This is a genomic window from Bacillus sp. BS98 (assembly GCF_008432245.1).
Classification (GTDB): Bacteria; Bacillota; Bacilli; order Bacillales; family Bacillaceae_G; genus Bacillus_A; species Bacillus_A toyonensis.
Genome location: NZ_CP043830.1, coordinates 5,035,412 through 5,057,793, shown reverse-complemented (window position 1 = coordinate 5,057,793; position 22,382 = coordinate 5,035,412). Strand labels below are relative to the sequence as shown.

17 protein-coding genes and 1 pseudogene are annotated in these 22,382 nt (G+C 37.2%); 13 read left to right on the top strand and 5 right to left on the bottom strand.

Translation table 11 applies throughout. The annotated features are described in order from the left end of the window. Position 1 precedes the first annotated feature (1 nt). The gene (locus F0362_RS26390; protein ID WP_001109521.1) at positions 2–1,750 is read right to left on the bottom strand and encodes a M4 family metallopeptidase; all 1,749 of its coding nucleotides are present in this window, start codon (positions 1,748–1,750) and stop codon (positions 2–4) included. Positions 1,751–1,915: 165 nt separating this feature from the next. Between F0362_RS26390 and F0362_RS26385 the strand changes: the two genes are divergently transcribed. Together F0362_RS26385 and papR are read left to right on the top strand one after the other, a co-directional pair. Then, complete coding sequence (locus tag F0362_RS26385) at positions 1,916–2,773, top strand: helix-turn-helix domain-containing protein (RefSeq protein ID WP_000542898.1); 858 nt, start codon at positions 1,916–1,918, stop codon at positions 2,771–2,773. Positions 2,774–2,862: 89 nt separating this feature from the next. After that, positions 2,863–3,009 (top strand): quorum-sensing peptide PapR, encoded by a 147-nt coding sequence (papR, locus tag F0362_RS26380; RefSeq protein ID WP_000734723.1) that lies wholly within the window; start codon positions 2,863–2,865, stop codon positions 3,007–3,009. 16 nt (positions 3,010–3,025) lie between these two features. Here the strand turns inward: papR and F0362_RS26375 are convergent, their stop codons facing one another. The 3 genes from F0362_RS26375 to cls all read right to left on the bottom strand — a co-directional run bounded on the left by F0362_RS26375 (position 3,026) and on the right by cls (position 8,010). After that, entirely contained in the window at positions 3,026–5,704 is a 2,679-nt protein-coding gene (locus F0362_RS26375) for a DUF4084 domain-containing protein (protein WP_000609944.1), read from the bottom strand. 126 nt (positions 5,705–5,830) lie between these two features. After that, entirely contained in the window at positions 5,831–6,784 is a 954-nt protein-coding gene (uvsE, locus tag F0362_RS26370) for a UV DNA damage repair endonuclease UvsE (RefSeq protein WP_000605896.1), read from the bottom strand. 32 nt (positions 6,785–6,816) lie between these two features. Continuing rightward, a complete protein-coding gene (gene cls, locus F0362_RS26365) occupies positions 6,817–8,010 on the bottom strand; it encodes a cardiolipin synthase (RefSeq protein ID WP_000499186.1) in 1,194 nt (397 codons plus the stop codon). Positions 8,011–8,457: 447 nt separating this feature from the next. Here cls and F0362_RS26355 point away from each other — a divergent pair, with 447 nt between their 5' ends. From F0362_RS26355 to pyrG, 8 genes and pseudogenes are all read left to right on the top strand, one after another. Further along, entirely contained in the window at positions 8,458–10,569 is a 2,112-nt protein-coding gene (locus F0362_RS26355) for a (Fe-S)-binding protein (protein ID WP_001086767.1), read from the top strand. Positions 10,570–10,578: 9 nt separating this feature from the next. Next, positions 10,579–11,861, top strand: a pseudogene (locus F0362_RS26350) (acetyl-CoA C-acetyltransferase). Between the two features lie 56 nt (positions 11,862–11,917). After that, positions 11,918–12,769, top strand: a complete 852-nt coding sequence (locus F0362_RS26345) for a 3-hydroxybutyryl-CoA dehydrogenase (protein WP_000538854.1) — start codon at positions 11,918–11,920, stop codon at positions 12,767–12,769. Positions 12,770–12,839: 70 nt separating this feature from the next. Then, the gene (locus F0362_RS26340) at positions 12,840–13,970 is read left to right on the top strand and encodes an acyl-CoA dehydrogenase (RefSeq protein WP_001011192.1); all 1,131 of its coding nucleotides are present in this window, start codon (positions 12,840–12,842) and stop codon (positions 13,968–13,970) included. A 21-nt stretch (positions 13,971–13,991) separates the two neighbouring features. After that, positions 13,992–15,131, top strand: coding sequence for an acyl-CoA dehydrogenase AcdA (gene acdA / locus F0362_RS26335; RefSeq protein WP_000545556.1), 1,140 nt, complete (start codon positions 13,992–13,994; stop codon positions 15,129–15,131). Between the two features lie 66 nt (positions 15,132–15,197). Next, the gene (locus F0362_RS26330; RefSeq protein WP_000238592.1) at positions 15,198–15,827 is read left to right on the top strand and encodes a TetR/AcrR family transcriptional regulator; all 630 of its coding nucleotides are present in this window, start codon (positions 15,198–15,200) and stop codon (positions 15,825–15,827) included. 290 nt (positions 15,828–16,117) lie between these two features. Beyond that, positions 16,118–16,648: a DNA-directed RNA polymerase subunit delta gene (rpoE, locus tag F0362_RS26325; RefSeq protein WP_001009769.1), complete on the top strand. Its 531-nt coding sequence runs from the start codon at positions 16,118–16,120 to the stop codon at positions 16,646–16,648. A gap of 257 nt (positions 16,649–16,905) precedes the next feature. Further along, positions 16,906–18,513: a CTP synthase gene (gene pyrG / locus F0362_RS26320; RefSeq protein ID WP_000170441.1), complete on the top strand. Its 1,608-nt coding sequence runs from the start codon at positions 16,906–16,908 to the stop codon at positions 18,511–18,513. Between the two features lie 30 nt (positions 18,514–18,543). Here the strand turns inward: pyrG and F0362_RS26315 are convergent, their stop codons facing one another. Next, positions 18,544–19,068 carry a DUF2529 domain-containing protein gene (locus tag F0362_RS26315; protein WP_000912396.1) on the bottom strand — a complete coding sequence of 175 codons (525 nt, stop codon included), beginning with the start codon at positions 19,066–19,068 and terminating at the stop codon, positions 18,544–18,546. Between the two features lie 201 nt (positions 19,069–19,269). Between F0362_RS26315 and spo0F the strand changes: the two genes are divergently transcribed. From spo0F to murA, 3 genes are all read left to right on the top strand, one after another. Further along, the gene (gene spo0F, locus F0362_RS26310) at positions 19,270–19,638 is read left to right on the top strand and encodes a sporulation initiation phosphotransferase Spo0F (RefSeq protein ID WP_000398594.1); all 369 of its coding nucleotides are present in this window, start codon (positions 19,270–19,272) and stop codon (positions 19,636–19,638) included. 211 nt (positions 19,639–19,849) lie between these two features. Then, a complete protein-coding gene (locus tag F0362_RS26305) occupies positions 19,850–20,707 on the top strand; it encodes a class II fructose-bisphosphate aldolase (RefSeq protein ID WP_001131849.1) in 858 nt (285 codons plus the stop codon). Between the two features lie 343 nt (positions 20,708–21,050). Next, positions 21,051–22,340, top strand: a complete 1,290-nt coding sequence (gene murA, locus F0362_RS26295; RefSeq protein WP_000413255.1) for a UDP-N-acetylglucosamine 1-carboxyvinyltransferase — start codon at positions 21,051–21,053, stop codon at positions 22,338–22,340. The last annotated feature ends 42 nt before the right edge of the window (positions 22,341–22,382 follow it).

Here is a 22,382-nt window from a genome sequence, read left to right as displayed (position 1 = left end):
ATTATACTTCTATTACTCTATTTATTTTTTGTAATGGTTTATAACCATGTGCTTCAAATGCTTTTGCAAATTCATTTGATACGGCATTTCCGTATAAATCTTTTGCAGCTTGTACGATGTGGGATTGGAGTGATTCAAAATCTTCAGCTGAAGTTGCGTAATTTTGCAATGTGCGCATAACAACTTTACTTACTTTTTCGTTGCCTTGTTTTTGAACAGCAACATTGTTATATGTTTTACCTTCAGCTAATTGATATAATACGTGGCTGATGATACCAGAATTTACGTGAGACTCTTGATTATTTCCATCGTTATAAAAATCTTGTAAGTTTGTATATAATTTATGACCACCGTCACCAATTTCTCCCGGGATGTCACGGATTGTTAGGCCACCTAGTGTATCGCCCATAATCCAGTTTCCCTTATCTTTCTTTACATAATATTCGATTTGTGTGCCCCAGAAATCTGCTAGTCCCTCGTTTAACGCAGATGTTTCAGCGCTTGGATATCTCACAATTTTATTCTTTGTCGTACCGCTGAATACAGCATGTCCAAATTCATGGGCTGTTACATCAAGGGCTGAAGTGAGCTTTCCGTTTAAACCATCACCAAATACCATTTGATTCCAAGCAGGGTGCCAAAATGCATTTACATAATCTTCTTTTACACCATCACTAACTTCAGTAGAATCAAAACCGTGTACACTAGCAACAACTTTTGAATCTTTATTATCGTAACTTTTTAGATTATGTTCTTTTTTGAAGTAGTCATAAATATCACTCATATTCTTCATAGCACCCGCTGCTTCTTTATCTGCAAAGTTAGGAGTGCTACTTGAAACTAGTGTCCCTGGATAACCAGCTTGACTATATCCGCCGAGAGAGTCCGCATAGTTTGCATTATAAATATATATGCCAGTTCCGCGTGATAAATCAGCTAAATAAAATTTTCCGTCAGTCCCTTTGGCGATATTGAAAGAGATGTTTTCTTGAAGTGCATTTTTCCCAGTTCCTTGCTCACTTGCGAGGGATAGTCTAGGTGATGTTACTTGATTTATAGTTTTATTCTCTTTATTTTTAATGAATTTTTCTTGGAAAAGTACCTCGCCAGTTTTTAAATCAAGGATTGCATTACCGTTTATAATTTGTTCATTGTTTTCGTAAGTAAAGGTAATAACAGTTGCAAATGTGTAATATCCATCTTTTTTCTTATAAACAACGGTTTCGTTGGTGAATTCTGTCTCAGTCGCATCGCTTGGAATTTGAAGTATATCGCGTAATTTAGATTTTACTTCATTTTTCGACAAAAAATTTGTTATAGTAAGATTAGGTTGTTGGTCTAAATTTTGGACAACTTTACCACTAACAGTTGTAATTACTCCATTTTTATCTACGTTTACAATAAGATCTTGACCATATACTTTATAGTTTTTGTAAGTTTGTGCAAGGCGAACTTCGGTTTGATTTTCTTTTGTTTCTTTATTTGTAGGTTGAAAATCAACATTTTTTTCAGTTGTAACTTGCTCTTGTTGAGCTTTAGCCCCGTTTACCTCACCTTTTAAATATTTTTTAGCAATATTCTCTTTCGTATCATTTTGAGGTTCTGTTAATTTTCCGATTGTTAAACCAGGCTGAGCAATTTCAACTTTCACTTCATTTTTGTTTAATTCTTGGGCATGAATAGCTTCTGTGGATAAAGGACAAAGGAGACCGAATGTAACGAATGCACTAGCAAGTTTTCTATAATTCATCTATAACACTCCTAATCTATTGTATGTGAGATGAATTGTATGAAACATTTGCCAGATTTTATATATATTATGCATTATTTCATATCAAAAATTGTCGAATTCACATTATTGTAGTGGTATGACAACTCAAAAAATTAGATTGTTATAATGGGATGGTGAGTAAGTATGCACGCAGAAAAATTAGGAATTGAAATTAAGAAAATTAGGGTGATGAGAGGATTAACACAAAAACAGTTATCCGAGAACATATGTCATCAATCAGAAGTGAGTAGAATTGAATCGGGTGCGGTATACCCAAGTATGGATATATTGCAAGGTATAGCAGCAAAATTACAAGTTCCCATTATTCATTTTTATGAGGTACTCATTTATTCTGATATTGAGAGGAATAAGCAGTTAAAAGATCGAATTATTATGCTTTGTAAGCAAAAAAAATATAAAGAAATTTATAATAGGGTATGGAATGAACTGAAAAAGGAAGAATATCATCCCGAGCTTCAGCAATTTCTTCAATGGCAATATCATGTAGCAGCTTACGTATTGAAAAAAATTGATTACGAATATTGTATTTTAGAATTAAAGAAATTGCTCAATCAACAATTGGCAGGAATAGATGTATATCAGAATCTTTATATTGAAAACGCAATTGCAAACATTTATGCTGAAAATGGCTATTTGAAGAAGGCTATTGAGTTATTTGAAAATATATTAAAACAGTTAGAGACATTGCATGATAATAAAGAATTTGATGTAAAGGTGAGACATAATCATGCAAAAGCATTATACTCAGATAATCAATACGAAGAAGCGCTTTGCCACGCAAATAAAGCTATTGAACTATCGTGTCAAATTAATAGTATGACATTGATTGGACAGCTATACTTTCGAAAAGGTGAATGCCTAGCAAAGCTAGGGTCTGATAGAGCAGAAATTGAAGATGCTTACGAAAAAGCATGCTTCTTTTTTGATATGTTAGGAAACCACGCATTAAAAGAATCACTTATGAAAAAAATGAAAAAATAAAAAAGACCTAAAAAACAAATATGCATAATTGCATAAAATGTGGATAAATTTTCATGGTATATTTAAAGAAAAAATGCAGGTGATGGAATATGAAGAAACTGCTTATTGGTAGTCTATTAACGTTAGCGATGGCATGGGGTATTTCATTAGGAGATATAGCATTAGAGAAAAGCCAAATAATTTCTCATAATGATCAAGAGGTACAATTAGCTCAAGAGGTACCTTATGAGTACTAAAAAACAACCGTCTTACTTAGGCGGTTGTTTTTTTATGGAGTAACATCCAAACGTCTTTACTAGAAACAGGTTTGCTAATAAAGAATCCTTGAATGTGGTCACAGTTTTGTTCATAAAGAAATTTCCATTGTTCTTCTGTTTCTACACCTTCTGCAATAACTTCTAAATTTAATTCTTTTGATAGTGTAATAATGGAAGAGATAATTGCTTCCTCTAAAGGACTTGTTGTAATTCCACAAATAAATTCTCGAGCAATTTTTAATGTGTTGATTGGATATTTTGTTAAATAAGCTAAAGAACTATAACCAGTTCCAAAGTCATCTATTGAAATTTGAATACCGAGATTTTGAAGCTGCTCTAGCTTTGCAACTACAGATTGATTTTGGTTAATAGCGATACTTTCTGTAATTTCAATATCTAGTGCTTCCGGTTTTAGTTCTGTTTCTTTCAACACCTTTGAAATAGTTGGGATTAAATCTGTATGGTTAAATTGAACAACAGATAAATTCACACCAACTTTTAAGTGAGAAAAACCTTGATTATGCCATCTTTTTGCTTCTGAGCAGGCAGTACGTAAAATCCAATTTCCAAGTTCAATAATAAATCCTGTTTCCTCTGCTAGAGGAATAAATTGGGCAGGAGATACGATACCGAGTTTTGGATGTTTCCAACGAATTAACGCTTCAAAACCGATAATTTGTTTTGTTTTTGTGCTTACTTGTGGTTGGTATTCAAGGAAAAATTCATTTTGTTGTAATGCTTTTGAAAGTTCACCTTCTAAGAACTCAATCTCATTTTGTGCAATACTCATTTCTTTCGAGAAGAAAACAAATCTGTTTTTTCCATTTGCTTTCGCACGATACATAGCTAAATCGGCATTTTTCATTAATTCAGTTACATCGGTTCCGTAATCAGGATACATTGCAATGCCGATACTCGGTGTAACAGATAGTTCTTCATCTTTAATGAAGAATGGTTTGTTTAAAATAGTTAAAATCTGTTCAGCTATAAAAGCCGCACTTTTTTCTGAGTACATATCTGGTAATAGAATTGTAAACTCATCTCCGCCTTGGCGGGCAACGATATCTTTTGAACGCAAACATCCGCGTAACCTTTTTGCTACTTCAATTAGTAATAAGTCTCCGACATCATGACCGAGTCGATCGTTAATTTTTTTAAATCGATCTAAATCAAGAAACATGACGGCAACATCATTTGCGCTAGTTTGAGCTGTATTTAAAATAGTTTTTAAATCTTTTTCGAATTTGCGGCGATTTGGTAATCCAGTAAGTGCATCATGAAATGCCAAATGTTCTACTTGTTTTTGTTTTTCATATAAAGTCGTAATATCACGCGCTATCCCAAACATCCCAACAACTTCTTTATTTATAAAAGTAGGTATGAGTGTAATGTGAAGGTAATAGTAATAGCCTTCTTGTTCTTTCGTACGAACCTCTAAAGTTTGTGGTCTACCTTCTTTTGTTATTTGTAATGCTCTTTTTAGTAAGTCATGATCTTTTGGATCAATAAAGTGCAGAAGGGAATAGCTTGCTACTTCACAATAGTAAGCAGTAAATAAGCTTTCACAAGCTGTGTTAGATTGCTGAAAAACACCATGCATATTTAAAGAGAAAACGGCATCAGGATGATCTTCAAATAAAGATTTATAACGTTGTTCACTTTTTGATAACGCAGAAGCACCTTCTTCAACTTCATCTTCTAGTTGTGTAGTCAGCTGTTCATATGTATCAATTAAGACTTTATTATCTTTCCACATGTAAAGTTGTCGCAAGAATAATAAAATAAGTGATAATACAAGACCAATTAACATGAATTTATCATCCCAAGGCTGAATGATAATAAAGGAAAAAGTAATGATTATACTAAAATAAGGCAATATAAAGCGTACATAATCAAATCGATAATATTTCGTTTTTGTTTCATGTTGCATTGGCTTATCTAAAATGTATAGTATGGACGATAAACCAATTAATAAAATCGAAGCAGTATGTATTAAATAAGAGAATTCAGCAGAAGTTTTTATTCCTGTGTTTAACTGGAATAGCTGTATATATCCGTATACAAGAATGATAGTAAAGCCAATAATTAATGAAATTCTACTAGAAGAATATTGTTCTCTTCTATATAGGCTAATAACGGCGTAAATGACTAATGATTGTGCAATAAAATATCCAATTAAAACCCACGTATCCTTTGTTAACGTATGAAAGCTTGAAAGATCTAAAATAAAGGTTAAGGTAAAATAAATATTCATAATAACGATAAAGATACTATCGAATGAAAATTGAGCAAGGCCTCTAATAGAGTAATGTTTTATGAACTTTATAGCAAATCCAGAAAAGAGTAAAATATATTGTATGATGAAAAAAGGTAGTGCCTCATAAGAGAATAGGACTTGATCGCATATAGAAAGTGAATGAAGGAATAAAGTTATCTCCATAGCCAATCCACATAGGCAAGTACATAATAATAACACCCAAAATAATTTATCACCACGCTTCATTTTTTTAATTGCTTTATAGGAACAATAACAAGAAAAGATTGCGGCAAAACAAAATAAGAAAAGGATTCCAATTTCTTTTATGTTCCACTCATTTGGAATAAGGAATATCCAAAGAGAAAATACAATTATATACATCATGACAAATTGTACATATTTTTTTTGATTAATCATATGATGACTCCGTTTCAATAAAGTTGAATCGCAGGATGAAAATGCTAATTTAAATAATATCATATAAAATAGGAACTTTTTTACTATAAGAATTACTTTTTGAAAAAAACAACGCAACATGACAATTTACCATTGTAATGTTGCGCCATTTATTCTTTTGATTCCTTTTATAGAAGAAAGCTCACTTATTAATTGTAACATTGCTAAATCTTTCTGTTTACTTTCAATCATAATATCAAAATTATAATTAATTTTTTTTGCAATGTGTAAAAAGGGCTTAATAAATTCTAAATTAATATAATCTGCATGAGCCCTAAATTCTTTTTCTGATTTAGGAGAGGAAATATGAACTTTAGGTGGGATATTTGTATGTGACCAAGTTTCAAAAATTGCAGGAAGTAATTCTTCTAGTGATTCTTCGCAAAGATTAGCCATGTGATGATGATAATCAAATACGAAAGGGATCTTTTCTTTTTGGCAAATTGATAAAGTTTCAGCAGTTGTATATGTTTTATCATCATTTTCTAGAGTCATTTGTTTTTTTATATGTACAGGAAGTTTTTTTATGTTTTCATGGAAGCGTCCAACTGCTGCTTCTTTATTTCCGTAGGCACCACCTACATGAATGTTAATGTAAGAAGAATCTGCAATTCCTATCGCATGTAATACTTTATAATGATAGGTCATATCCGTAACTGCATTAGTTGTAATATGCGGCTTATCGCTTGTGAATAATGTAAATTGATTTGGGTGAAAACTTACTCGTAAATTGTGCTCTTGAATTAACGACCCTATTTTACGCCAAAGCGGCATGAATGCTCCAATATAATCAAATTCAACTTCAGGGTGTGTTGCAAGTGGAACGATGGAAGAAGAAAGACGATATAATGGGATTTCATGTGCGATATTGTAATGAAGGATACGTATTGTATGTTCTAAATTTTGCCTTGTAACATCGTACAGTTTATCCTCTCGCTCTTGTTTATTGAGTTTTTTAAAAGTTGTAAATGTCATCGTTTTAGCAGGAGAACAGTCCCACAATGCCATTGCATGTGAGACGTATCCAAACCGCATAATCATAAGGAATACACCTCTTTTATTCATCACCTTTCTTATAAGAAGAAAGCAAGTATCGTTCCTATCCATTCCTTTCCTCTATCTATAAGGGAAAGCGGGCTAACATCGTCATAGGAAAGTAATGACGCATTTTTTAAATCTTCATGGAATTTATTTTTTACCACCTGTATGAAGTGCCTATCGTATAAGAGGCAGTTGATTTCATGGTTACTATATAAACTTCTCATATCAAAGTTTGCAGTTCCAACATCGCAAATATCATCGTCCACTATAATAACTTTAGCGTGAAAAAAACCTTGTTGAAATGCGTAAATATTGCAACCAGCCCGTATTAACTTTCGGCAGTACGGGAATTTCGCTTCTCGAACGAGGGCATGATCAGCCTTTTCTGGAACGAGAATTGTTATTTGGACCCCTCTTTCTCGTGCTTTTAATAGAGCGTTCATAATTTTTTTGCCAGGAATGAAATATGGTGTACCGATAAAAAGTTCCTTTTTCGCACTTTTAATTAAATGTAAAAAGGTATGTTGTAAATAGGCACCATCGGTTGGAATGAATTGATGTAGGATGGTACCAGGTTCCTGTTTCGGAAAATAAAGAGGAGCATCCAATAAATTTTGGTTCGTATCATCCAACCAGTCATGTAAAAATTGTTTTTGTAAATCTTGAACGCCTTCTCCTGTAAGACGTAAATGATAGTCTCGCCATAATCCTAATTGCTCATTATGTCCCAAATATTCCTCGCCGATATTAAATCCCCCAATATAACTAATTTTCCCGTCAATCACTGTAATTTTTCTATGATTGCGTTGATTGGCAGAAAAGAAAGGGAAAGGGAATCTGACTTTATGACAAAAAGAAAAAGAGACACCATGTTTTTGTAGGGAACGAATTGCTTCATTTGATAAATAATGGCTACCAAATCGATCAAGTAACAGTCTTACTTCAATGCCTTCTTTTGCCTTATCAATAAGTAACTTTAAAAATTCACGACTGATCTTATCGTTTTTTACAATGAAGAATAAAACGTGAATGTGGTGCTGGGCTTGTTTTATATCAGTAAATAAAGCATCGTATAAATCTTTCCCATATGTATAAAGGTGAAAATCACTTTGACGTAAAGGGAAAGTACGGGAACGCACACGTTTTAAATGAAGAAGTCTCCCATATGAAAGGTCAATTGTGATCCAAAGAGTAACGCATATGAATAAGAGAGAGAAATAGAACATGAGTGAAGTCCCTCCTTTGCATTCTTTTCACCTTCAGTGTGTTACAAATGATATGGGGAGTAAGAATGCTACCAAAAATTTAACTAGAAGATAGCCCGGTTTGTTCATTAAGGTTTCACTTTATCCCGCTTCAACGGGCAGTAAGACAATCGCCTTAAAATCCGCTGAATACGAGGAAGCTCGGTTGAAATCAACTGCCCGTAAAAGCCCGATTGATTTAACTAATAATTAGTGGGGGATGGACAGTCCCCACTGACTAAAGTTTCACTTTATAGTTTCACCCAAATAAACAGGTTTATTAAAAAATATGTTGTTGTATAACAAAAAACTGTTGACTGAATGCTCACTCATTATATAATGAAGGTAGGGGATAAAATTCAGAAAATTATATGTTTTTGAAGATTCTAAAAAAGAAAGAAGGCTTACAAAGAGAGGGGTAGCATAAAAATGAATAGCTTACTGATCATTAATTGGCTGGCTGCCATTGCTGTTATTGCTTATGCGGGATATTTGTTTGTATATCTTATACGAACGAGAATGGCCTACATACAATTAGGAAAAAAGATTGAATTTGACCGTCGCTTCAAAGAACGTTGGGATCTTCTTAAGGTCAATGTTTTCGGTCAGAAAAAGCTGCTGAAAGATAAAAAGAGCGGCATTATTCACGTTATGTTTTTTTACGGATTTATTCTTGTCCAATTTGGAGCAATTGACTTCGTTTGGAAAGGACTCGCACCAGGATCGCATCTTCCACTTGGACCACTATACCCTGCATTTACATTCTTCCAGGAAATTGTCACACTCGTTATATTGATCGCAGTCTTTTGGGCTTTTCATAGACGTTATGTTGAGAAGCTAGTTCGTTTGAAACGTAATTTTAAATCAGGTCTTGTTCTTATCTTTATCGGTGGTTTAATGATTTCTGTACTACTTGGTAATGGGATGGGAATTATATGGCACGGCGAGGAACTTTCATGGAGTGAACCGATCGCTTCTGCAATCGCTTACGTTTTCTCGGGAATAAATGAAACCGTAGCCATTTCAGTGTTCTATTTTTCTTGGTGGGTGCATCTACTAATTTTGTTAACATTTTTAGTCTATGTTCCACAATCAAAACATGCACATTTAATTGCTGGACCAGCTAACGTTTTCTTCGGTCGTCTCTCAAATCCAGGGAAGCTTGAAAAGATTGACTTTGAAGATGAAACGCAAGAAACATTTGGTGTTGGTAAAATTGAAGACTTTAGACAAAATCAGCTTATTGATTTATACGCTTGCGTAGAGTGTGGGCGCTGTACAAATATGTGTCCGGCAACAGGAACAGGAAAAATGTTATCACCGATGGATTTAATTTTAAAACTTCGGGATCATTTAACTGATAAAGGAGCGGCGGTAACATCGAAAGCACCTTGGGTTCCAGTAGTTGCTTTTAATAATACACAAGGAAATCAATTAGCGATGATGGCAGCTGGAAAAGGGCAGCAAGAATCAGCAGCTACAGCGCTAGCTTACGATCCGAGTTTAATCGGAGATGTTATTACAGAAGAAGAGATTTGGGCTTGTACAACGTGCCGTAACTGTGAAGATCAGTGTCCGGTTATGAATGAGCATGTTGACAAAATTATTGATTTACGCCGCTATCTTGTTTTAACAGAAGGAAAGATGGATGCGGAAGCGCAGCGTGCGATGACGAATATCGAGCGTCAAGGGAATCCATGGGGTCTGAACCGTAAAGAGCGTGAAACATGGCGCCAAGGTGATGATGAAGTAACAGTTCCGACTGTAAAAGAAAAATCAAAAGCTGGCGAGGAGTTCGAATATTTATTCTGGGTTGGTTCGATGGGATCATACGACAATCGTAGTCAGAAGATTGCGATATCGTTTGCGAAGTTAATGAACGAAGCAGGCGTCTCATTCGCGATTCTTGGTAATAAAGAAAAGAACTCTGGAGATACACCGCGTCGCCTTGGAAATGAGTTCGTATTCCAAGAGATGGCAACAAAGAATATCGAAGAATTTGAAAAAGCAGGAGTGAAGAAAATCGTTACGATTGATCCTCACGCTTATAATACATTCAAAAATGAGTATCCAGACTTTGGCTTACAAGCAGAAGTCTATCATCATACAGAATTGTTAGCTCAGTGGGTGAAAGAAGGACTCTTAAAACCTGTTCACGCTATTGAGGAGACAGTTACGTACCATGATTCCTGTTATTTAGGACGATACAACGAAGTGTACGAAGCACCGCGCGATATTTTGAAAGCAATTCCTGGTGTGAATCTTGTAGAAATGGCACGTAACCGTGAAACAGGAATGTGCTGTGGCGCAGGTGGTGGCTTAATGTGGATGGAGGAGACAACGGGTTCTCGTATTAACGTTGCTCGTACAGAACAAGCACTAGCTGTGCAACCATCCATTATCGGTACAGGTTGTCCGTATTGCTTAACGATGATTAGTGATGGGACGAAAGCGAAGGAAGTAGAAGAGAAAGTTCAAACACTTGATGTAACAGAGATTTTAGAACGATCTGTTATCGGACAGAAGAAAGAAGCAATGTAGTTTGTAAGCATGTATACAACTTTAGAAAGAGGTGCAATTATTGCACCTCTTCTCAACGCAAGGATACCGAGCGAGCGCTCGGTACTAAAAAAGAAACGGGGGAAAGAAACATGAATAAAACAGTTATTTTAAGTGCTGCAAGAACACCGGTTGGAAAATTTGGAGGATCTTTAAAAGATGTGAAGGCAACAGAACTTGGAGGAATTGTAATTAAAGCAGCGCTTGAAAGAGCAGATGTTTCTGCTAGTGATGTTGAAGAAGTTATATTTGGAACGGTTATTCAAGGTGGACAGGGGCAAATTCCATCTCGTCAAGCTGCGAGAGCTGCTGGAATCCCTTGGGAAGTGCAGACGGAAACAGTAAATAAAGTTTGTGCATCGGGACTTCGTGCGGTTACGTTAGCAGATCAAATTATTCGTACTGGTGATCAATCACTTATTGTAGCTGGTGGAATGGAATCAATGAGTAACAGTCCTTACATTTTACGAGGTGCAAGATGGGGATACAGAATGGGTAACAACGAAGTTATCGATTTAAACGTGGCAGATGGTTTAACATGCGCATTTTCAGGCATACACATGGGCGTTTATGGCGGCGAAGTTGCGAAGGAAGACGGAATCTCTCGCGAAGCCCAAGATGAATGGGCATATCGTAGTCATCAGCGTGCGGTTTCAGCGCATAAAGAAGGGCGTTTTGAAGAGGAAATTGTACCAGTAACAATTCCGCAAAGAAAAGGCGATCCTATCGTCGTTGCTAAAGATGAGGCGCCGCGTGAAGATACAACAATTGAAAAGTTAGCGAAATTAAAACCTGTATTTGATAAGACATCGTCAGTAACAGCTGGTAACGCTCCAGGACTGAATGATGGCGGTGCTGCAATTGTATTAATGAGCGAGGACAGAGCGAAGCAAGAAGGAAGAAAGCCTTTGGCGACGATTTTAGCACATACGGCAATCGCGGTAGAATCAAAAGATTTCCCAAGAACGCCAGGTTATGCAATTAACGAATTATTGAAAAAGACCGGCAAGACAATTGAAGACATCGATTTATTCGAGATTAATGAAGCGTTTGCGGCAGTAGCAATTGCGAGTACAGAGATTGCAGGTATTGACCCAGAAAAATTGAATGTAAATGGCGGCGCGGTTGCAATGGGACACCCAATTGGAGCAAGCGGAGCGCGTATTATCGTTACACTTATCCATGCACTGAAGCAGCGCGGCGGCGGAATTGGAATTGCTTCGATTTGTAGCGGTGGCGGTCAAGGTGATGCAGTTATGATTGAGGTTCATTAATTTACGGCGAGAAAACGATTCATTTATTACAGACTTATATTAAGGGGGAAGAAAGAATGGGTGTACAAAAAATAGTTGTAATTGGTGCGGGACAAATGGGATCGGGAATTGCGCAAGTGTGTGCAATGGCAGGATATGATGTGAAGATTCAAGATTTAAAACAAGAGCAATTAGATAGAGGGTTAGCTATCATTACGAAAAACTTAGTGCGTCAAGTAGAAAAAGGACGCATGAAGGAAGAAGAGAAAGAGGAAACGTTAAATCGTCTTACAGTAACTCTTGATTTAGATTGTGTGAAAGAAGCTGATCTTGTTATTGAAGCAGCTGTTGAGAAAATGGATATTAAAAAGAAAATATTTGCGAATTTAGATGAAATTGCTCCAGATCATACAATTTTAGCAACGAATACGTCATCTCTTCCAATTACTGAAATTGCAGCGGTAACGAAACGCCCAGAAAAAGTAATCGGTATGCACTTTATGAATCCAGTTCCCGTTATGAAGCTTGTTGAAATTATTCGTGGATTGGCTACAGATGATGCGGTATATGAAACGATTGAAGATATTACGAAGAAAATTGGGAAAGTACCAGTTGAAGTAAATGATTTCCCAGGGTTTGTATCGAACCGTATTTTATTACCGATGATTAACGAAGCAATCTATACGTTATATGAAGGTGTAGCGACGAAAGAAGCGATTGATGAAGTAATGAAACTTGGGATGAATCATCCAATGGGGCCTCTGACACTAGCTGATTTTATCGGTTTAGATACGTGTTTATACATTATGGAAGTGTTGCATGAAGGATTAGGAGATAGTAAATATCGCCCATGTCCATTACTACGTAAGTACGTAAATGCAGGATGGTTAGGGCGTAAAACGGGCCGTGGTTTCTACGTTTATGAGTAAATCCCTCCTTGTATAGAGTAGTGGTCTTACCAAATTGTTAAAAGATATATAGCAAATGGAGGCGGAGTATATGAACTTTCGTTTTAATGAAGAGCAACAGATGATGAGGAAAATGGTTAGGGATTTTGCACAGAAGGAAATAGCACCCTTTGTTCCTAGCATGGAACAAGGGGTGTTCCCGACAGAGATTTTGCAAAAGATGGGTGAGCTTGGATTAATGGGTATTCCAGCGCCTGCAAAATACGGCGGCGCAGAAATGGATTTTATTTCTTACATTTTAGCAATTGAGGAAATCTCAAAAGTAAGCGCAACGGTTGGTGTAATTTTAGCTGTACATACGTCAGTTGGAATGAACCCGATTTTATACTTTGGAACAGAAGAGCAGAAGCAGAAATATGTTTCTAAGCTTGCGGCTGGTGAATATTTAGGTGCATTCGCCTTAACTGAGCCAAATGCTGGATCAGATGCAGGGAGTTTGAAATCACGAGCTGTCAAGAAAGGTGATAATTACATCATTAATGGATCGAAAGTATTTATTACAAATGGCGGCGAAGCAAGTACATACATCGTTTTCGCTTCTACAAATCCAGATGCAGGAAAAAGTGGTATTTCTGCATTTATTGTAGAGAAAGATACGCCAGGCTTAATTATCGGAAAAGATGAACATAAGATGGGACTTCTCGGTTCTCGTACAGTTCAACTTACGTTCGAAGATATGATAGTGCCGGCTGAGAATTTACTCGGTGAAGAGGGACAAGGATTCAAGGTAGCGATGGCGAATTTAGATGTTGGACGAATTGGAATCGGGGCGCAGGCGTTAGGGATCGCGGAAGCAGCGCTCGCATGTGCGATAGATTATGCAAAGGAACGAGAGCAATTCGGGAAGCCGATTGCGGCGCAGCAAGGGATTGGCTTCAAACTTGCAGATATGGCGACAAGTGTGGAGGCGGCACGATTACTTGTATATAGGGCTGCATCGCTTAGAGCACAAGGATTACCATGCGGTAAAGAAGCGTCTATTGCGAAGTTATTTGCTTCTAAGACAGCAGTTGAAGTTGCAATTGAAGCGGTACAAGTATTTGGCGGTTACGGTTATACGAAAGATTATCCGGTAGAGAGATTTTTCCGTGATGCGAAGATTACGCAAATTTATGAAGGAACGAGTGAGATACAAAAACTTGTTATTAGCCGTGCTTTATAAAGGGAAGAGGGGGAGACGGAAATGCATTTTAAATTATCAGAAGAACATGAAATGATAAGAAAAATGGTTCGGGATTTTGCTAAGAACGAAGTAGGACCAACGGCAGCTGAGCGTGATGAGGAAGAGAGATTTGACCGCGAGCTATTTGATCATATGGCGGAGCTTGGTTTGACAGGTATTCCATGGCCTGAAGAGTATGGTGGAATTGGAAGCGATTACTTAGCGTACGTAATTGCGATTGAAGAATTATCACGCGTTTGTGCTTCTACAGGTGTAACGCTGTCCGCGCATACTTCACTTGCTGGGTGGCCGATTTTTAAATTCGGAACGGAGGAGCAAAAGCAAAAGTTTTTGCGACCGATGGCTGAAGGGAAGAAAATTGGTGCATACGGTTTAACGGAACCGAGTTCTGGATCAGATGCTGGTGGAATGAAGACAATCGCCAAAAGAGATGGAGACCATTACATATTAAATGGATCGAAAATTTTCATTACAAATGGCGGTATTGCTGACATTTATGTTGTTTTTGCGTTAACAGATCCTGAATCGAAGCAGCGCGGCACGAGCGCATTTATTGTGGAAAGCGACACGCTAGGATTTTCGGTTGGGAAGAAGGAAAGTAAACTAGGGATTCGCTCTTCGCCAACGACTGAAATTATGTTTGAAGATTGCCGTATTCCTGTAGAAAATCTACTAGGAGAAGAAGGGCAAGGATTTAAGATTGCAATGCAAACGTTAGATGGCGGTCGTAACGGTATTGCTGCACAAGCAGTTGGTATTGCACAAGGGGCTTTAGATGCTTCTGTAGAATATGCAAGAGAGCGCCATCAATTTGGAAAGCCGATTGCGGCGCAGCAAGGGATTGGCTTTAAACTTGCGGATATGGCAACGGATGTAGAGGCTGCGCGCCTTTTAACATATCAAGCTGCGTGGCTTGAATCGGAAGGGCTTCCGTATGGGAAAGAATCAGCGATGTCAAAAGTATTTGCAGGTGATACAGCGATGAAGGTGACGACTGAAGCTGTGCAAGTATTTGGTGGTTACGGTTATACGAAAGATTATCCAGTAGAGCGTTATATGCGAGATGCAAAGATTACACAGATTTATGAAGGAACACAAGAAATTCAAAGGCTCGTAATTTCTCGTATGTTAACGAAGTAGGGGCAAAGGCGTAGGTATTTTCCTACGCTTTTTCCTTCCAAAAAATAATAGAGAGAGGTGAAGGGGATGGTTAAACATAATGTGCATGCGTCAGTAAAAGATGAAAAATTAGTTGCGTTAAGGCGTGAACAAATGATTAAAGGTGCGGTGCAACTGTTTAAGCAAAAAGGATTCCCGCGTACAACAACGAGAGAGATTGCAAAAGCGGCTGGATTTAGTATCGGAACACTATATGAATACATTCGTACGAAAGATGACGTGTTATATTTAGTTTGTGATAGTATTTATGAACATGTAAAAGAACGATTAGAGGAAGTAGTATGCACGGAGAAGGGAAGTATAGACAGTTTAAAAATAGCGATAACAAATTACTTTAAAGTGATGGACGAATTGCAAGAAGAAGTATTAATCATGTATCAAGAAGTACGGTTTTTACCGAAAGAATCACTCCCATACGTACTAGAGAAAGAGTTTCAAATGGTAGGAATGTTTGAGAATATTTTAGAACAATGTACAGAAAATGGAACATTTATATTAAATAAAAAAGAAATACAGCTTCTTGCGCATAACATTTTCATACAAGGACAGATGTGGGGATTTAGACGTTGGGCGCTGCAAAAACTGTATACGCTCGAAGAATATACAGAAATGCAAATTAGGTATGTGTTGCAAGGGGCGCATATGCTTCCGAAGTAAGGAATGGACAAATTATAATTTTATTACCATATAAAGTGAGGATGTTCATCCAAAGCCGATTAGTAGCCTTCACAAATCAGGCGTTTACAGGTAGCGGGGCTTCCGCCTAACTTCTTTGCTCCAGCCGAATGTTGAGGCGGGAGTTTTACTGCTCGCAAATAGCGGGATAAAAGTTTCCCGTTTTTTTTGTAGCATATTTGTGCGACTTTTGTTTATAATGAATAGTATGGATTTTTTTAAGCAGACCGTTATATATAAGGTTATATTTGATGAAAGGAAGTGCCGCATAAGTGAATTTTAAGCAATATTCACCAGAAGAGCTAAAAGAATGTTCAATGATTGAAGTTGTACATAGCGTTTTAGGGGATAAAAGACAAGCAACGACATTCAACGAGTTGGTTAAAGAAATCGCTCAAGTGCTGGGACTATCTCAAGAGCAAGTTAATGCGAAACTCGCACAATTTTATACAGATTTAAACATCGATGGACGCTTCATTAATTTAGGAGAAAATCGTTGGGGACTACGTAGCTGGTACCCATATGAGCAAATCGATGAAGAAATTCTGCCTCAGCCAAAACCGAAGAAGAAACGTAAAGTTGAAGAGGACGGTTTTGACGACTACATGGAAGACGAAGATGACTTCGACGATGCAGACGGAAATGTAGAGGAAGAAGAAGAAGTAGAAGATTTGGACAAGGTTCTTGAAGAAGAAGACGGAGATGACGATGATCTTGATGATTTAGATGAAGATGATGAAGATGACTTCGCTGAAGAAGAACTTGAGTATGATGAAACTGAAGAAGAAGAGGAAGAACTGTAGTTCTTGACTTTTCATTATCGTCCATGTAGAATCATTTTTGGGCTCTTTAAAAAAGGACGATAATACTTTTAAAGTGTAAATATAAAAGAAAATTGCTCCCTACTTGTTACTTTTTGTGATGAGGGGAGCAATTTTCTTTTTTGTTTTTTGTTTAGAATACAAAAAGAGTCTAACAATAAGATAGATACAGTGTTATCTACATACGTTGCGCTTTGCAACGGTGATTATATAACAACAAGGTAGAAGGGAGCTTTTTCATGACTAAGTATATTTTTGTAACAGGCGGTGTAGTATCGTCTTTAGGTAAAGGTATTACAGCAGCATCTCTTGGAAGACTTTTAAAAAATCGTGGTTTAAACGTAACGATTCAAAAGTTTGATCCGTACATTAACGTAGACCCAGGGACTATGAGCCCATACCAACACGGTGAGGTATTCGTAACAGATGATGGTGCAGAAACGGACTTAGACCTTGGTCACTATGAACGTTTTATCGACATCAACTTAAACAAATACAGCAACGTAACAACAGGTAAAATTTACTCTTCAGTTCTTCAAAAAGAGCGTCGTGGTGAATATCTAGGAGGAACAGTTCAAGTTATTCCTCACATTACTAACGAAATTAAAGAACGTGTATATCGTTCTGGTCGCGAAACAAATGCGGACGTTGTTATTACAGAAATCGGTGGAACTGTTGGTGATATCGAGTCTCTACCATTCTTAGAAGCAATCCGTCAAATTAAGAGCGACATCGGTCGTGACAATGTAATGTACATTCATTGTACGTTAATCCCGTACTTAAAAGCAGCGGGTGAAATGAAAACAAAACCAACGCAACATAGCGTTAAAGAGCTTCGTAGCTTAGGTATTCAACCAAATATTATCGTTGTTCGTACAGAACTGCCTGTTTCTCAAGATATGAAAGACAAGCTTGCATTATTCTGTGACATCGATACAAAAGCAGTTATCGAAGCACGCGATGCAGATACTTTATACGCGGTTCCATTATCTCTTCAAGAGCAAAACATGGACCAAATCGTTTGCGATCACTTAAAATTAGACAATCCAGCTGCAGATATGACAGAGTGGACTGCGCTAGTTGATAAAGTACGTAACCTTTCTAAGAAAACAAAAATCGCTCTTGTTGGTAAATACGTAGAGCTTCAAGATGCATATATTTCTGTTGTAGAAGCACTTCGTCATGCGGGTTATTCATTCGACACAGATGTAGAAGTGAAATGGGTAAACGCTGAGCACGTAACAGCAGAGAACGTAAAAGAATTAGTTGGTGACACAGATGGTATTCTTGTGCCAGGTGGTTTTGGAGATCGTGGTGTAGAAGGTAAAATCGTTGCAATTCAATATGCTCGTGAAAACAAAGTTCCATTCTTAGGAATTTGCTTAGGTATGCAACTTGCATCAATCGAATTTGCACGTAACGTATTAGGATTAGAAGGAGCTAACTCTTCTGAAATTAATCCTGACACACCTTATGCAATCATCGACTTATTACCAGAGCAAAAAGATGTAGAAGACTTAGGTGGTACACTTCGTCTTGGTCTATACCCATGTAAGCTTTCTGAAGAAACGAATGCTTATAGAGCTTACAGTGAGCCGGTTGTATATGAGCGTCATCGTCATCGTTATGAGTTCAACAATCAATTCCGTCCGGATATGGAAAAAGCAGGATTTGTATTCTCTGGTACAAGCCCAGACGGTCGCCTAGTTGAAATCATTGAATTAAAAGATCATCCTTGGTTCGTGGCAGCACAGTTCCACCCAGAACTTGTATCTCGTCCAAACCGTCCACAACCATTGTTCCATGATTTCGTAAGTGCTTCTATTACGAATAAAGAGAGCAAGTAATAAAAAAGCGCCTGAAATAGGGCGCTTTTTTTAATATTCGTTTAACATTTCATCAATTGTAAATTTCAATCCGTGATAAGCAAATAAGGCTATCATTAAACTTGGGAATCCGTAGCGATTACCTTCATCGTCTGGAATAAGACCTTTTAACAGCTTTGTATCAATATGTACATCTGTATATTGTTCCAGTGATTCAATACCTTCTTGAATAGCAGAGATTCCAACGATAGAGTGGCCTTCTTCTTGAAGTTTTTTTGCAATACTTACCGCTTCTTCATCTGTTGAAAAACGGCTAATAAGAAGTACACGGTCTGCAGAAGTTACTTCTGCTTCTTTATCATTTTCAAATAAACGTTTCGCTTGCTGCATTGGTTCAGCACCGAATAGTGCTTCAGCAACGACACCATCCATTTCATTTGTACCATGTAAATAAATGAAGCCATCGCCAACTAATGCTTGAGCAAGTAGACGAGCGCTATCTTCTATATTCATTTCCTCTTTTTGAGAAACTCTGGAGAAATAACCACTTAATTGAGTCGAAAAAATTTTTAACATAATGTTACTCCCTTCGTACGTGTTCGCCGGCTTTCATTATAGTGTATTTTTTTAGAAAGGTGAAATCGTAGGGTAGCATAACAAAAAAGGAAACGGTAAAATAAGAAAGAATAGGAAGGAATTTGCCAAAGAATAGCGAAAATAAATCGTTAAGATATAAGAAGCTTTAAATCTTGTATTTATACAGAAAGGTTGGGAGTTATGGAAGGGAAAATTTTAATCGTTGATGATCAATATGGCATTCGTGTGTTATTACATGAAGTGTTCCAAAAAGAAGGTTATCAGACGTTCCAAGCAGCGAATGGATTTCAAGCTTTAGATATCGTGAAAAAAGATAATCCAGATTTAGTTGTGTTAGATATGAAAATTCCAGGTATGGATGGTATAGAGATTTTAAAGCATGTAAAAGAAATTGATGAGAGTATTAAAGTAATTTTAATGACTGCTTATGGAGAGCTTGATATGATCCAAGAGGCAAAAGATTTAGGAGCTTTAATGCACTTTGCTAAACCATTTGATATTGATGAAATTCGTCAAGCGGTGAGAAATGAGCTTGCTGTAGAGGCGTAAAAAATGAATTTTTTATAAAAAATATGGAAAAAAGCGTTTACATGGACTATTGAGCAGGTGAATACAGTTGAGTTTTTGAGTACAAGTTGTTATCCTATTGAGTGTAGAAAAAAGTCCGGTATGTAAATATACATATTTTACCTTATTCTGGTCATACTACCAGCGATAAGAATTTATCGGATACAAAAAACGTTTTTTAGGAGGATTCACCATGCCTTTAGTTTCTATGAAAGAAATGCTAAACAAAGCACTAGAAGGAAAATACGCAGTTGGTCAATTCAACATGAACAACTTAGAGTGGACTCAAGCTATCTTAGCTGCTGCGGAAGAAGAAAAATCTCCTGTAATCCTAGGTGTATCTGAGGGTGCAGCTCGTCATATGACTGGTTTCAAAACAGTTGTAGCTATGGTTAAAGCTTTAATCGAAGAAATGAACATTACTGTTCCTGTAGCGATTCACCTTGACCATGGTTCAAGCTTCGAAAAATGTAAAGAAGCAATCGATGCAGGTTTCACATCTGTAATGATTGACGCTTCTCACCACCCATTCGAAGAAAACGTTGAAACTACTAAAAAAGTGGTAGAATACGCACACGCTCGTAACGTATCTGTTGAAGCTGAGCTTGGAACAGTTGGCGGACAAGAAGATGATATCATCGCTGAAGGCGTAATTTACGCTGATCCTGCAGAGTGTAAGCACCTTGTTGAAGCAACTGGCATCGACTGCCTAGCTCCAGCTTTAGGTTCTGTACACGGTCCTTACAAAGGTGAGCCTAACTTAGGATTCGCAGAAATGGAGCAAGTTCGCGACTTCACTGGCGTACCTTTAGTATTACACGGTGGTACTGGTATCCCAACTGCTGATATCGTAAAAGCTATTTCTTTAGGTACTTCAAAAATTAACGTAAACACTGAGAACCAAATTGAGTTTACAAAAGCTGTTCGTGAAGCATTAAACAAAGATCAAGAAGTTTACGATCCTCGTAAATATATTGGACCTGGCCGCGAAGCTATCAAAGCAACTGTTGCTGGTAAAATTCGCGAATTCGGTTCTAACGGTAAAGCGTAAGAATAAAATTCCGTTTTGGAAACCGTCTAGTCTTTTAGACGGTTTCCTTTCGTTGTATAATGAAAGCGTGAACAAGTCTAAAGATTTTTATCATTTCGTTTTTGAAATAGAAAATAATGTGCATAGTCCTATTAATAAATGTGATAACGTATCTAAATTGATAAATTTTGCTCGATGAATAGTTAATCTTTATCTATTCGGAATATAGGAGAAATGGAGATAATGGTTTCCTATTTATTGAGTTTTGGGATGGAAAGAGTGATTGAGATTCTTAAGGGGAATCTTCTAATTCTTTTTATAAAGAATTTAGAAGGTAAATACATTCACAAGAAGGGAGCTCAATATGGAAAAATTGCTAATTGAAGGCGGAAGAGCTTTAAATGGAACAATTCGAGTGAGTGGTGCGAAAAACAGCGCTGTTGCACTAATTCCAGCGACAATTTTAGCAGATACTCCAGTAACCATTGGTGGAGTTCCTAATATTTCGGACGTGAAAATGTTAGGAGACTTACTAGAGGAAATTGGAGGGAAAGTAACATATGGGCAGGAGGAAGAGATGGTAGTCGATCCTTCTAACATGGTTGCGATGCCTTTACCAAATGGAAAAGTGAAAAAGTTGCGTGCTTCTTATTATTTAATGGGTGCGATGCTTGGTCGTTTTAAAAAAGCTGTTATTGGGCTTCCAGGTGGATGTCATTTAGGACCGAGGCCGATTGATCAGCATATTAAAGGGTTTGAAGCGTTAGGTGCACATGTTACGAATGAACAAGGTGCTATCTATTTAAGAGCAGATGAATTGCGCGGGGCGCGTATTTATTTAGACGTTGTTAGTGTAGGGGCTACGATTAATATTATGCTAGCAGCTGTCCGAGCAAAAGGTAGAACTGTTATTGAAAATGCAGCGAAAGAACCCGAGATTATTGATGTAGCTACATTGTTAACAAGCATGGGAGCACGCATTAAAGGTGCTGGTACAGATGTAATCCGAATTGATGGTGTGGACTCACTGCATGGTTGTCACCATACTATCATTCCAGATCGTATTGAGGCTGGTACGTATATGATTTTAGGAGCGGCATCAGGAGGAGAAGTAACAGTTGATAATGTTATTCCTCAGCATTTAGAGTCAGTTACTGCAAAGCTAAGAGAAGCTGGTGTTCAAGTTGAAACGAACGATGATCAAATTACAGTGAACGGTAATAGAAGGTTAAAAGTAGTTGATATAAAAACGCTTGTATATCCAGGTTTCGCAACAGATTTACAACAGCCGTTTACGACGCTTTTAACAAAGGCGCACGGGACGGGAGTTGTAACGGATACAATTTACGGTGCTCGTTTCAAACATATTGATGAATTACGTCGTATGAATGCACAAATTAAAGTAGAAGGTCGTTCGGCAATTGTAACTGGTCCTGTTTTATTACAAGGTGCAAAAGTAAAGGCGAGTGACTTACGAGCTGGGGCTTCGCTTGTTATTGCAGGATTAATGGCGGATGGAATTACAGAAGTAACCGGACTTGAGCATATTGATCGAGGTTATGAAAATATAGTAGACAAGCTTAAAGGGCTTGGTGCAAACATTTGGCGAGAACAAATGACAGAGCAAGAAATTGAAGAGATGAAGAACGCATAAGTGATACTTCCGCAAGTGGGGAGCGAAGTATCACTATTTGCG

Bases quoted from the DNA above. Each gene is read 5' to 3' on its own strand.
- F0362_RS26390 (WP_001109521.1), bottom strand. From the start codon at position 1,750: ATGAATTATAGAAAACTTGCTAGTGCATTCGTTACATTCGGTCTCCTT.
- F0362_RS26385 (WP_000542898.1), top strand. From the start codon at position 1,916: ATGCACGCAGAAAAATTAGGAATTGAAATTAAGAAAATTAGGGTGATG.
- papR (WP_000734723.1), top strand. From the start codon at position 2,863: ATGAAGAAACTGCTTATTGGTAGTCTATTAACGTTAGCGATGGCATGG.
- F0362_RS26375 (WP_000609944.1), bottom strand. From the start codon at position 5,704: ATGATTAATCAAAAAAAATATGTACAATTTGTCATGATGTATATAATT.
- uvsE (WP_000605896.1), bottom strand. From the start codon at position 6,784: ATGATTATGCGGTTTGGATACGTCTCACATGCAATGGCATTGTGGGAC.
- cls (WP_000499186.1), bottom strand. From the start codon at position 8,010: ATGTTCTATTTCTCTCTCTTATTCATATGCGTTACTCTTTGGATCACA.
- F0362_RS26355 (WP_001086767.1), top strand. From the start codon at position 8,458: ATGAATAGCTTACTGATCATTAATTGGCTGGCTGCCATTGCTGTTATT.
- F0362_RS26345 (WP_000538854.1), top strand. From the start codon at position 11,918: ATGGGTGTACAAAAAATAGTTGTAATTGGTGCGGGACAAATGGGATCG.
- F0362_RS26340 (WP_001011192.1), top strand. From the start codon at position 12,840: ATGAACTTTCGTTTTAATGAAGAGCAACAGATGATGAGGAAAATGGTT.
- acdA (WP_000545556.1), top strand. From the start codon at position 13,992: ATGCATTTTAAATTATCAGAAGAACATGAAATGATAAGAAAAATGGTT.
- F0362_RS26330 (WP_000238592.1), top strand. From the start codon at position 15,198: ATGGTTAAACATAATGTGCATGCGTCAGTAAAAGATGAAAAATTAGTT.
- pyrG (WP_000170441.1), top strand. From the start codon at position 16,906: ATGACTAAGTATATTTTTGTAACAGGCGGTGTAGTATCGTCTTTAGGT.
- F0362_RS26315 (WP_000912396.1), bottom strand. From the start codon at position 19,068: ATGTTAAAAATTTTTTCGACTCAATTAAGTGGTTATTTCTCCAGAGTT.
- spo0F (WP_000398594.1), top strand. From the start codon at position 19,270: ATGGAAGGGAAAATTTTAATCGTTGATGATCAATATGGCATTCGTGTG.
- F0362_RS26305 (WP_001131849.1), top strand. From the start codon at position 19,850: ATGCCTTTAGTTTCTATGAAAGAAATGCTAAACAAAGCACTAGAAGGA.
- murA (WP_000413255.1), top strand. From the start codon at position 21,051: ATGGAAAAATTGCTAATTGAAGGCGGAAGAGCTTTAAATGGAACAATT.